The sequence below is a fragment of the Ralstonia sp. 24A2 genome, from assembly GCF_051783885.1.
GTDB lineage: Bacteria > Pseudomonadota > Gammaproteobacteria > Burkholderiales > Burkholderiaceae > Ralstonia.
Genome location: NZ_JBPVZD010000003.1, coordinates 1241880 through 1252999 on the forward strand (window position 1 = coordinate 1241880; position 11120 = coordinate 1252999).

The following is an 11120-nucleotide window of genomic DNA, read 5'->3' on the forward strand; positions in this document are numbered from 1 at the left end:
GGCGTGTCCGAGCCGGGGGGCTGGCGCACCGCATGTTTGCCGTACTTACGGGAGAGCGCACCGCGAGGTGCGCTTTTTGTTTTTGTGGCGCCCGAATGTGTGGCGCCGCCAAAGGCGTGAGCTCAGGCGCGCGCTTCGGCAGTGGTCAGCGTGTCCGGCGATACGGAGATCACGTGCTCCACGCCATAGCCGCGTTCCACCCACGCATCAATGCCGCCATGCAGCGGGCGCACGTGCTTGAAGCCACGGCCCATCAGCGTGCGCGCCACCATGATGGCGGAGGCCTCGTTGGGGCAGGCGCAGTAGATGATGATCTCGCGGTCGGGGCCGTCGATCTCGATGGCGTTGTGCCTGCTCGACATGTCGTACAGCATCGCGCCCGGAATGCGCTGCGGCTGCAGTTGCCGCGAGCTGTCACTGCGCACATCGATGATGACCGGCGCTGAACCCGATTCGATCAGTGCGTGCAGCTCGTCGGGCGAGATGCGCACCATCTCCAGCATCTTGCGAAAACGCCAGCGCTGCAGCCAGCGCCCGGCCACGTAGAGCGCCGCCAGCACCACGATCAGCGCGATGGCGCGGCTGCCAAGCTGGTCGAGCAACCGCAGCGCCTGGTCGATGCTGTCATGCGCCATGCGCCCAAGCATCAGCCAGATTGCCGCCCAGAGTGCCGAGCCGGCCAGGTTGTACCCCGCGAACACGCTGAACGGCGTGCGCATCGTGCCAAGCAGCGCGGAAGACACCGTCGACAGCCCCGGTACAAACTTCGAGATCAACAGCAGCGGCGCACCCCAGCGCTCAAACTGCGTGCGCGTGCGCCGCACGCAGGAATCGGGCGACAGCGACACGCGGCACAGCAGCGCCATCACGTGTCGGCCGTAGCGCCTGCCGGCCACGTACCACAGGGCATCGCCCAGCAGCGCACCGGTGACGGCAGCGGGCAGCAGTTCCATAAAGTGCAGGGGGCCGATCATGGTGAGCGCACCGCCCACCAGCAGTGTCGGCACAGCGGGCAGTGGTGCACCGGCCTGCGTGAGCAACACGTTCAGGAACACGGCAAACGCACCGTATTCAGCAAGGAGGGGAAACAGGTCGTGCATAGGAGGAAAACGGGAGGCGCGCGGCGTGGCAAATGCGTGTGCCAAATTACCGCATTCCGGCGTCGTCCGATAGGCATACCTGTACGGACTGTTCGGCGACGTGTCTGGCACATGAAATTGGCATGACAATGACGCTTTCGCGCATGCATTTGTCGCCATGTCCTCTGCATCCCCCATGAACGCTTCTGACGTTGCCTCCGGCGCTGACGCCGTCAGCATCCGCCCGGCCACCCTGGCTGACCTGCCGGTCATCGTCACCATCTATACGCAGCACGTGCTGTTCGGCTCTGCCAGCTTCGAAATCGACCCGCCCGACCTGACCGAGATGACGCGCCGCTTCCAGGCGCTGCAAGACGTCGGCATGCCCTATATCGTGGCCGAGGCCAGCGGCAAGCTGCTCGGCTATGCCTACGCCGGCCCGCACCGCGCGCGGCCCGCGTATCGCAATACGGTGGAAGACTCGATCTATCTGGATGCGGCCGCGCAAGGGCGGGGCGTCGGTACGTTGCTGCTGCAGGCGCTCATTGCGCAATGCCAGGCGCGTGGGTTCAAGCAGATGGTGGCTGTGGTCGGTGGTGGGTATGAGAACCCGGGATCAGCCAAGCTGCACGCGCGCTGCGGGTTTCGCGAGGTGGGCGTGCTGGAGAAGGTGGGCTACAAGTTCGGGCGCTGGCTGGATTGCTTGCTCATGCAGCGTGAGTTGTAGAGCCCGTGCAACGTCGGCGGGAGCGCGGATACTGGCCCATAAGCCTTATGAATAAACGTTCTCCGCTGCTCGATGGATAGGTTGACCGACACCGCGCAGGCCCAGGAAGACGTGGACGAGTTGCGCGCGGTGCACCGCATCCCGCCGCAGCTCATGGGGATCATCCCGTCGAACACGGGCGGCTTCGGTGACGTGGAGAAGGCGGCGAAGGTGTTCGCACGTAACGAGGTGGCGCCGATGCAGCGGCGGTCGCTGGCGGTCAATGATTGGATCGGGGAGGAGGTGGTGCGATTCGCGCCATACCCGCTGACCGAGGCCTCATAACCACTACGTGGGGTGTTTAGAGCGTCTCGTCGCGGCAAGCTCCTCGGCGGCTTCCTTTCCGAGCAAGATGGCCGCGCTCATTGCCATCGCATCTGTGATGAAACCCTCTGGAGCGCATGCTGAAGCCCACTCGGAGGGCGACCCGTGGTCGGGAACATACCGAAACTCACTCATCCATCTTTGGTCGCTGCGCCGCCGTGTGCGAATCTCGACGTGGCCATGTCTTGCTTTGACTGAAAGTTCCATGGGAGCTCTCCCAGGATGGCTCCCCTTCGATCTGCACCACGATCTGCACTGCGATCTGCAGATCGTCCTCGCGTCTACCGTATGTGCGATTGTTCCCACTGTCTAGCGACGCGTGACGTACATCAGCCAAGAGTCGCACTGGGTCCGCGTCTTCTTCGAACAGCAAAACTCTAAGGCGTGCCTCTTGCTCGGCCGGTCAGATTCGGTTGCGTCTACATGTATGTGTCTTTGAAACGGCGTCCACAGGTTGACGGGGTTAGCCGGCGGGCTTGTGTTCGTAATATGGCCGCGCGCGATCTTTCAGAATCTCATCCATGGTTTCTTCAAGGTCGGCGGGTCCGGGTTGAACCAAGCGTCGATGTGTTCTGCCTTGATCGGCACGGAGCAGCGTTCGTGGCCAGCCTCCAAAATCTCGGGCGGTGGGTCTCTGGAAGCGCCGCCAGTTAAGTCATGGCGAGTGGGAACGGCACTTGCTCGCCCGTCATCACTGGCCCCCGCGAATCCAACGTGAGTGCCAGGGAAAAGACTGACCACCCGAGATACGGAGGACCACATGAGAACGACAACCTCGATTAGTGCGCTTGCATTTTCCATCGCCTGCGCGCTAGCTGGCTGCACTGCTGCAGGTAGCGGGACTGGTTCCGCTGCTGGCTCTGGGAGTGTGACACCTCAATCAGGCATGAGTGGGGCGCCGCAAGGAACTGGCGCTAGCACCAGCGGCAGCGCAAGCGGAGCCGCAACGGGTACCAGCACCACTCCCGCTCCCTCTAGCAAATATTGATCAACGTTTGCGCGGGCGATTGTCCCCTTGACGGGCCACGTGGCGTTCGGCATGGGGGCCCGATTTTCTTCGCAGCCAACAGGTCCTTCAGCGCCGCGTTGTCGACCATCGATTCGGCCAGCAGGCGCTTGAGCTTGTTGTTCTCCTGCTCCAACTCCCCTTTAGGCGCTGCGTGTCGGCGACCGTCATCCCACCGAATTTCGCCTTCCAGTTGTAGTAGGTCGCCTCCGAGATACCGTGCTTGCGGCACAGCGCTGCTGGCTTCAGGCCTGCTTCAGCTCCCTACAGCACGCCAACAATCTGTTTTTCGGTGAATCGCTTCTTCATGACCGCTCCTCTTCGGAACGGACTCTACATCGTCAGCGTACTAATCTCCGGGGGCAGGTCACTCCGGTCCGGCGCGAAATCAGGGACCGCCTCCAAGAAGCATCGGCCATCGACGCTGCTATGGCGACATCCCGTCTGCAACGCGCCTGACGCATTGGCGCTGCACCGTCCCACTGGAATGTCAAAGGTCCCAACTTCATCGCGCTGCACGTGAGCAACGAGGTCGGCTGCGGGAGCGCATCTTGCGATGCCCTCGCTGTCTCTTGCGACATCAGCCGCGCTCACCCTTTTCTGACACGCCGAGGCCACTGCAACTGATATTCCCGTCCACGAGGTGGCCGATGCAATCGATGGCTTCGCAAAGCAAGGAGCCGAATCATGATCGAACTGCGCCCGTTGAAGACGATGCTTGCCCTGGCTGCTGCACTAACTGCCTCGGCTGCATTGGGTCAGCCGCCGCCGGCATCAATAACCGCACCGGATTCCCCCGCCACCACGCAGGCTGTGTCAAGCGACCCAGGGTCAATCACGTCGTCGACCGATCCGCTGGTCCAGAAGCGCATCGATGACAAGGTCCGCAGTGCGGAGTACGAGATGGACAAGACACGGGCCAAGCCGGACTACAAGAACCAGATGCCGACGCCTTGGCCACTGCACCCTCTGCCGTGGCTGCATTAGCCCAGACACCGCCGCCACCATTGACCGAGTCGGATTCCAGGGCCAAGCGTTTGTCGACTTCATTGTCACTGACCTAGGATCCCAAGTTAAAACCGGTCGATTCTCGCTCGGCCAGGAAGAGGCGTGATGGCGCCATGGCGCGTGCATTCCATGTGTACTTTGCGTGGACTTTCGAGGACCACCCAAAACAATCGCCGACAACCGAGCACAAACAAAAAACGGGCTCGAAGGCCGTCAAATCAACAGCTTAGATTGTCTTTCGTGATCTTTGGTGCTGCGGTGTACTGGTGGAGGTGGCGGGAATCGAACCCGCGTCCCGCTCTAGCGGATTCCGGTTGTCAAATTAACGCTGGCTAGAGCGTAGGTTTTTCAATGATGCCAATACTGGAGCGGCAAATGTCGCGCTCATGCAGTGAGCGTTGTGCGGCATGTGGGGCAGCGCGCTACGTTGCTCGGCGGCCAGGCCCCATGCGTTGCGGGTGGTGTGAAGAATGCGGATCAGTGCTTCGTTCATTCGGTTAAGAAACGTGTGTGTCAATCAGGGTGCTTAGGTGCCCGCGCGCAGGGCAACAGCCAGATACATCACGGCCCCGGCAAGTATCCCCACGCCAATCACGAGTAGCCAGTCGACGAGGGCAGCGTGTGCGTCTACCCATTGGGGTGGGTCCCGCCTCGTGCCGTGCTTCATGCGGATCTCCGTGTCAGAGCAGGTGCCCGAGCGCGCGCAGCGCAACACCAAACAGGGCGACGACGATCAGTAGATCGATGCGCCGGCGCTCAAGCCTGCCACGAAGGGCGCGGCGCAGCATCAAGCGGCCAGCACCAGCGCACCGTTGCGATACCAAGCGCGCTCGCCGATGTCGGCTGTGTCGATGGCGGCATCGGCAAGCGTCGCTTCTTCTGCGACCGCCTGTTGGATGTCGCGCAGGAACTGGCGCAGCAACTCACGCCCCAACGAGGCCATGGTCGAGTCGCCCAGGTCATTGCGCAGCAGGGTGGCGGCAATGGGGGCCATGTAGATGTGCGTGTCATCCAGGCCACGGTCAGCGCAAAACATGTCGTCGGCAATCAGGGCTTGGCAGACCAGGCGTTCCATCGGCGTGCTCGCGTTGACCATTCTGCTCCCCTCGCGCTGTTGATCCCGATATTTTAGATGTTTCTAATGGAATGTCAAGATAATTCTAAGCATCACTGTTTAGAACGTTGCGAGCACCCGTAAGAAAACCCGCCGAAGCGGGTTTGCATGTGTTGAGGCAGCGGGTGCGGGCGCGCTCAGAAATCGCCCATACCCGACCGGTACTTCACCCGGCCAACGATGTCGATGTGCTCGAGCTGCTCGGGGGCGACCATGAACGGATCGTGCTTTTCCTTGTTGTCGCTCACTACACGGATCGACCCGTCGGGCAGGCGGAACAGGCGCTTGACCAGCATCTCTCCGCAGTAGACCAGGGCAAACACGCCGCCCCCGGTGGGGATGCGTCGGTCGGCTTTGTCGACCACCACGGTGTCGTCGTCAAACAGGCGCGGCTCCATGCTGTCGCCGCGCACCTTGACCGCAACCAGGTTCTTGGGGCTCGCGTCCAGCCGGCGGATGTAGTCGGCCTGGAACGGCAACGGCTCCTTCTCCTCAACGTGCCAGGTCTCACGGCCATTGCCGGCAGACAGTGTCACATCCACATGTGTGATCAGGATGGTCGACTCGGTCGGCAGTTCATCCAGGCGGTCATACGTGGTGATGGGGCGGGCAGGAAAGCCCTTGCTCTGCGCCGATACGGGGGCGCCGTCATCCACCCCGCCCACGGCGTGTGCGGCCGCTTCGGAGAATGGCGCGTCCATCGTGCGGTCCGGAAACCCCAGCTTCTTCTCCAGCCGGCGCGCAGCGATATCACCAATGCTGCGGCCGTCCTGGTAGGTGCGCGACAGGAACTGAGCCACCTGCGAGCGGGAGTACCCGTACTGACGTTCGAACTCGGCGCGGTCGCCGTTGACGAGGGTTTGGATCCAGTGGGCAAGCCACTGGCGGCGGTTGTCGTAGATGTCCATGGGGCGCATTAGAGCAAGAAATTTCTAATCTGTGGGTTAGAAGTATCTTGACATCGTAGTTTAGAATAATCTAAATTACAACCCATCGACCTGCCTCCCACCCTCTCCCTGGGCTGCCGGGCCGAACCGAATCTTGTTCAATCCGCGCGCCCATGTGCGCCGACTGGAGCCTATTCCCATGACTGTCACCGAAACTTCGATGGATGCCTTTCGACGTGGCCGCACCACGTCGACGGCCAAGCTGCAGTGCGATCGCATTGCCGACTACGTGGCCCGCGTTGGCACCGCCACGATTGCTGAAATTGCGCAGGCGCTGCGCATTGAGAAGTCCAGCGTCTCTGCCCGCCGCAGCGAGCTGATTGCCGCCAAGCGGCTGGAGCTGGCCGAGGACCGCAAATGCAATGCCACGGGCCGCTGGGTGCAATCCGTGCGCGTGGCGCCTGTGCAGGTGCGCCTGTTTCAGTAGACGCGCGTCACGCCCTTGCGCCGCTGGCCGTGAGCACAGCGATTGCCGGGGCGCGACGCCCAACGATATCTGCCGCTGTGATGGACGCTGCCATCTCACGGCAATCAACGAGCACTGAACCAACGAGGAAAAGGGATATGGGAATCGAAGACCGTCTGGACAACTGGGGCCGCGTGGTGCGTGATCCGAGCTGGCAACCGCAGTACTGCGCATCGTGGGCACGCTTGGCGGTTGCCATGCGCGATGCTGATAGCGGCGCACCGCAAGCCATCGTCACGATCGACGTGAATGATGGCTGGCTGGTGGAGCGCGCCTGGCAGAAGATTGCCGATCCGGTTGCGAAGCGCCTGCTGCAGTATCACTACGTGCACCGCATGCCTGCAGAGATGGTGTGCCGCATCCTCGTGCGCAAACACGGCGCATCGCCGCACACGCTCAAGCACTGGAAGGTGCGTCTTGCAAAGGCACAGTCAATCATGTCGCACGTTATCGATTCAGAGGTCGCGCGCGTGCAGATGGTGAAGGCCGTGCGTGCTGCTGCAGCGGCTCCGATGTTCGCCTGAAAATTTTTTTCGCAGACCCCTTGCACCGTTTATATCCCCTTCGTATTCTGTTTCCCAGATGTTCGATTGCCCTCGCGGCGTAACCGGTTCAGACCGAGACATGCACCCCATTGGGGTGCATTGACTTACCCAGACGAAGCGTAGACGTAGCGAAAAAAATGCCCGCCACCCAGCGGGCTTTTTTGTTTCTGCGCTTCGTTCCTACACATGCAACACCTGCCTCGATGTCACTGCACGGTGACGACTTGATCGAGGTGATCTCACTCCTTGATGCAACTCACTCGATCGATCGCGCCTTGCAGCGCGCATTGATGAAGGCGCTTGTCTTATGGCAGACCTCTCTGATGTTTCCAACGCACTCGTCGCGCTCGTCACGGGTGTGGTCTATCCGAACGGCACTGGCCAACCATCAATCACGGGCAATCCCGTGCTGGTGTACAGCGGCTGGCCCAACATGACGCAGCTGAAGACCGACCTGCAGGCCAACAAGGCGCATGTGTCGGTCTTCCCGACCAAGAGCCACCAGCGGCACAAGAGCACGGCCTTCTCGGACTGGACGGTGGCTGCGCCGCCGGTCAACACGCTCGCACTCAGCCTGGCTGGGCAGACCGTGATGGTGAACGGCACGGTCAGCACGCCGCAGAACGTCGTGCTGCTGGTCGATGGGCGTGCGTATGTATATGCCGTGCAAGCCGGCGATACACCCGCGAGCATTGCAACGGCGGTTGCCGCACTGGTGGCGGTGGACCAGCCGGCGAGCGCGACGGGCGCGTCGATCACCATTCCGGGCGCGACCAACATCTCGCCGCGCGTTGGGGGGATCGGCACCGTGCAGCGCGAGACGCGCCGGCAAGAGCGCACGTTCCTCATCTCCACATGGGCGAATGGCGCTGCGCCGCGCGACCTCATCGCAGGCAAGGTCGACGCAGTGCTGTCGGGCCTCGTGCGCCTGACGCTGCCGGACCAGGGCGCCGCGCTGCGCTACAAGCTTGGGTTGCAGCACGATGACCCGACCAATCTGATCTACCGGCGGGATCTGCGCTATGCCGTTGAGTACGCGACCATCGTGACCGAAACGGCCTACCAGATCACAGCAGGTGTGGAGAGCGTGACGACCGGCGCATCGATGGGTGCGCAGTTTCCTGTCCGCACCCTGGTGGAGTAAGTGATGGGCTGAACGGCCCTGTGTATTTGCAGTCGCAGTTCATCAAACCGTGCCGCCCTCTGGGCGGCTTTTTCATGTGTGGCCGCCCTTGAGCGGCTTTTTTTGTTTTCCTTGGAGGCAAGCATGCCGATCGTCCAGCAGGGCAGCATCAATACCACTGCTCTCATCGTTCCGGACCTGTACGTCCAGATTGTTCCGCCGCAGGTCACCCTGCTCAATGGTGTGCCGACCAACGTGCTTGGCGTGGTGGGGACCGCCACGTGGGGCCCGGTCAACTCGCCAACCATCATCGGCAACATGGCTATGTACGCCCAGGCATTCGGCGCGATCCAGAATCGCACGTATGACATGGGCACCGCCGTGGCCGTGGCTGTCCAGCAAGGCGCCAACAACTTCCGCTGCGTGCGCGTGACCGATGGCACCGATACCGCGGCCACCGTGATCGCACAGACCAACGGCATCACGTTCACTGCCAAGTACACGGGCTCGCTCGGCAACACCGTCACGGTGGCGCTGTCTGCCGGCTCTGCAGCCAACACCTGGAAGGTGACCGTGGCAGCGCCCGCGCTGGCACCGGAAGTGTTCGACAACATTGGCGCAGGCCAGACCGGCAATGCGCTGTGGGTGGCCATCGCCAACGCCATCAACAACGGCGTGAGCGTCATGCGCGGCGCCTCGCAGATCATCACCGCCAGCGCAGGCGCCGGCACGACCGCACCGACGGCAGCCACGCTTGCCCTGACGGGCGGCACTGACGGCGCGGCCACCATCAACGGCGCCGTGCTGCTCGGACAGGACACCGTGCCGCGCAAGGGCATGTACGCACTGCGCAACCAGGGCGTGTCGATCGCCATGCTGGCCGACTGCGCCGATGCCACCACCTGGCCGACGCAGGTTGCGTTTGGTCTGTCGGAAGGCATCTACATGATCGGCGTGGGGCCGAGCGGCGACACCATCGCCAACGCCGTCACGGCCAAGAGCACCGCTGGCATCGATTCGTACGCCTTCAAGCTGCTGTTTGGTGACTGGGTGTACTGGCTCGATACCGTGAACGGTGTGACGCGCCTGGTCTCGCCGCAAGGCTTCGTGGCGGGCTTGCTGGCCAACCTGTCGCCGCAGAACAGCAGCCTGAACAAGCCGATCTATGGTGTGGTCGGCACGCAGAAGACGTTTGCCAACCAGAGCTACAGCTCGGCCGAGCTGCAGACGCTGATCCAGGCCGGTATCGACGTGGTCACGAACCCGGTGCCGGGTGGCGCGTACTTCGGCTGCCGCGCTGGTCACAACACCAGCTCGAACGCGCTCACGCAGGGCGACAACTACACGCGCATGACCAACTACATCGCCAGCACCATCAATGCGGGCATGGGCAAGTACGTCGGTCAGCTGCAGTCGGCCACGGTGCGTGCGCAAGCCGCCGCCACGCTGTCGAACTTCCTGAGCTCGATGGAGCATCAGGGCATGATCGGCGCGGTGAACGGCGGCCCCGCGTACTCGGTGCAGATCGATGCGAACAACAACCCGATGAACCGCGTGGCGCTCGGCTACATGCAGGCCGACGTGAAGGTGGTCTACCTGTCGGTCATCGAGAAGTTCCTGGTGAACGTGGAGGGCTCGCAGGCCACCGTGATCCGGACCTCGACCAACAACCAGTAACGCAGCATTCAATCCACCCTCTGGCTCCGCAAAACGCGGGGCCTTTCTTTTTTGGAGAACACTATGCCGATTCAAGGCTATACCGTTGGCCGCGACTACGCGCTGGTCTTCCAGACCGCAAACGGCACGCTGCAACCGAGCAAGATCACCGCATTCAAGAGCAAGCAGGATGTGACCGACGTGCGCGTCAAGCGCCTGGATGGCATCACCGACCATGTGCGCTTCTTCGACGGCTGGTCTGGCTCGTTCGATGTGGAGCGCCAGGACGCCACGCTCGACAGCTACTTCGCCCAGCTTGAGGAGGGCTACTACGCCGGCCTCAACGAGGTGGGTGCACAGATCTACGAAACGATCCAGGAAGCAAATGGCTCGGTCTCGCAGTTCCGCTACGACGGCGTGATGATGACGCTGGCCGATGCCGGCAACCGCGCGGGCGACGCCACCATCAAGCAATCCGTCAACTTCGTGGCCTCGCGCCGCGTGAAGGTGTCCTGATGACGCACGTGACCATCACTCCATCCGAACAGATCATCAAGGCCGCCGCGAAAGAGGTGGTCATCGATGACGCGCTCGGCCGCAAGATCACACTGCGCAAGCCCAGCCCGCTGGGCAACCTGGACTTTGCCAAGGCCGCGGGCAGCAGCGAGCTCAACATGCTGTATCTGGCGGAGGTGGCGCACCTCAAGTTCGTCTCGGCCATCGATGGCGACCCGGTGCTCACGCCTGCCACGGAAGGCCAACTGCGTGCCCTGTATCAGCGCCTGGGCGAGGAGGGCAACGAAGCCGCACAACGCGGCGTGGCTGCCAGCTTCATCCAGACAGCTGAGCCGGAGGCCGAGCTAAAAAACTCCTGACGAACGGCCCGTTTCACGAGGCCATGTGGCTCGTGCATAACGGCGTGCCGTTCGACGTGGCGTTTTCTCTGGACGACACGATGCGCCAGGCGATGGCCATCAAATGCAGTGAGTTTCATGGCGCTGAGTTTGATCTGAAGACGATGTCTTTCAAAGAGCGCGAATGAATCTCTCGCCTGCAGAGAGGGTGCGTCGCCTGGCGGAGCCAGGG

14 protein-coding genes and 2 pseudogenes are annotated in these 11120 nt (G+C 62.3%); 10 read left to right on the forward strand and 6 right to left on the reverse strand.

Features of this window, described 5'->3' with window-relative positions:
* Nucleotides 1-122: 122 nt before the first annotated feature.
* A complete protein-coding gene (locus ACS13N_RS23150) occupies nucleotides 123-1100 on the reverse strand; it encodes a DedA family protein/thiosulfate sulfurtransferase GlpE (RefSeq protein ID WP_438933935.1) in 978 nt (325 codons plus the stop codon).
* A 175-nt stretch (nucleotides 1101-1275) separates the two neighbouring features.
* On the opposite strand from ACS13N_RS23150, the gene ACS13N_RS23155 reads away from it, so the two are divergent.
* Together ACS13N_RS23155 and ACS13N_RS23160 are read left to right on the forward strand one after the other, a co-directional pair.
* Entirely contained in the window at nucleotides 1276-1806 is a 531-nt protein-coding gene (locus ACS13N_RS23155) for a GNAT family N-acetyltransferase (protein ID WP_438933936.1), read from the forward strand.
* 114 nt (nucleotides 1807-1920) lie between these two features.
* A pseudogene (locus ACS13N_RS23160) lies at nucleotides 1921-2130 on the forward strand (phage portal protein); the annotation flags it as partial.
* Between the two features lie 1082 nt (nucleotides 2131-3212).
* Here the strand turns inward: ACS13N_RS23160 and ACS13N_RS23165 are convergent.
* Nucleotides 3213-3424 (reverse strand): annotated as a pseudogene (locus tag ACS13N_RS23165) (transposase); the annotation flags it as partial.
* A 438-nt stretch (nucleotides 3425-3862) separates the two neighbouring features.
* On the opposite strand from ACS13N_RS23165, the gene ACS13N_RS23170 reads away from it, so the two are divergent.
* Entirely contained in the window at nucleotides 3863-4162 is a 300-nt protein-coding gene (locus tag ACS13N_RS23170) for a hypothetical protein (RefSeq protein WP_438933937.1), read from the forward strand.
* Nucleotides 4163-4505: 343 nt separating this feature from the next.
* On the opposite strand, the gene ACS13N_RS23175 is transcribed toward ACS13N_RS23170, so the two are convergent.
* The 4 genes from ACS13N_RS23175 to ACS13N_RS23190 form a co-directional block, all read right to left on the reverse strand.
* Nucleotides 4506-4676, reverse strand: coding sequence for a hypothetical protein (locus tag ACS13N_RS23175; protein WP_438933938.1), 171 nt, complete (start codon nucleotides 4674-4676; stop codon nucleotides 4506-4508).
* Between the two features lie 33 nt (nucleotides 4677-4709).
* On the reverse strand, nucleotides 4710-4850 hold the full coding sequence (locus tag ACS13N_RS23180) for a hypothetical protein (RefSeq protein ID WP_438933939.1): 141 nt from the start codon (nucleotides 4848-4850) through the stop codon (nucleotides 4710-4712).
* Between the two features lie 120 nt (nucleotides 4851-4970).
* Nucleotides 4971-5279 (reverse strand): hypothetical protein, encoded by a 309-nt coding sequence (locus tag ACS13N_RS23185; protein WP_438933940.1) that lies wholly within the window; start codon nucleotides 5277-5279, stop codon nucleotides 4971-4973.
* 155 nt (nucleotides 5280-5434) lie between these two features.
* On the reverse strand, nucleotides 5435-6205 hold the full coding sequence (locus tag ACS13N_RS23190) for a S24 family peptidase (protein ID WP_438933941.1): 771 nt from the start codon (nucleotides 6203-6205) through the stop codon (nucleotides 5435-5437).
* Between the two features lie 178 nt (nucleotides 6206-6383).
* Between ACS13N_RS23190 and ACS13N_RS23195 the strand changes: the two genes are divergently transcribed.
* The 7 genes from ACS13N_RS23195 to ACS13N_RS23225 all read left to right on the forward strand — a co-directional run bounded on the left by ACS13N_RS23195 (nucleotide 6384) and on the right by ACS13N_RS23225 (nucleotide 11076).
* The gene (locus ACS13N_RS23195) at nucleotides 6384-6671 is read left to right on the forward strand and encodes a MarR family transcriptional regulator (RefSeq protein WP_438933942.1); all 288 of its coding nucleotides are present in this window, start codon (nucleotides 6384-6386) and stop codon (nucleotides 6669-6671) included.
* 137 nt (nucleotides 6672-6808) lie between these two features.
* Nucleotides 6809-7234 (forward strand): hypothetical protein, encoded by a 426-nt coding sequence (locus tag ACS13N_RS23200; RefSeq protein WP_438933943.1) that lies wholly within the window; start codon nucleotides 6809-6811, stop codon nucleotides 7232-7234.
* Between the two features lie 328 nt (nucleotides 7235-7562).
* A complete protein-coding gene (locus tag ACS13N_RS23205) occupies nucleotides 7563-8399 on the forward strand; it encodes a hypothetical protein (RefSeq protein WP_438933944.1) in 837 nt (278 codons plus the stop codon).
* Nucleotides 8400-8522: 123 nt separating this feature from the next.
* Nucleotides 8523-10055: a phage tail protein gene (locus tag ACS13N_RS23210; protein ID WP_438933945.1), complete on the forward strand. Its 1533-nt coding sequence runs from the start codon at nucleotides 8523-8525 to the stop codon at nucleotides 10053-10055.
* A gap of 63 nt (nucleotides 10056-10118) precedes the next feature.
* Nucleotides 10119-10550 (forward strand): hypothetical protein, encoded by a 432-nt coding sequence (locus ACS13N_RS23215; protein ID WP_438933946.1) that lies wholly within the window; start codon nucleotides 10119-10121, stop codon nucleotides 10548-10550.
* Entirely contained in the window at nucleotides 10550-10909 is a 360-nt protein-coding gene (locus ACS13N_RS23220) for a hypothetical protein (protein WP_438933947.1), read from the forward strand. The genes ACS13N_RS23215 and ACS13N_RS23220 overlap by 1 nt, the downstream gene beginning before the upstream one ends.
* A gap of 44 nt (nucleotides 10910-10953) precedes the next feature.
* Nucleotides 10954-11076 carry a hypothetical protein gene (locus ACS13N_RS23225; RefSeq protein ID WP_269746638.1) on the forward strand — a complete coding sequence of 41 codons (123 nt, stop codon included), beginning with the start codon at nucleotides 10954-10956 and terminating at the stop codon, nucleotides 11074-11076.
* The last annotated feature ends 44 nt before the right edge of the window (nucleotides 11077-11120 follow it).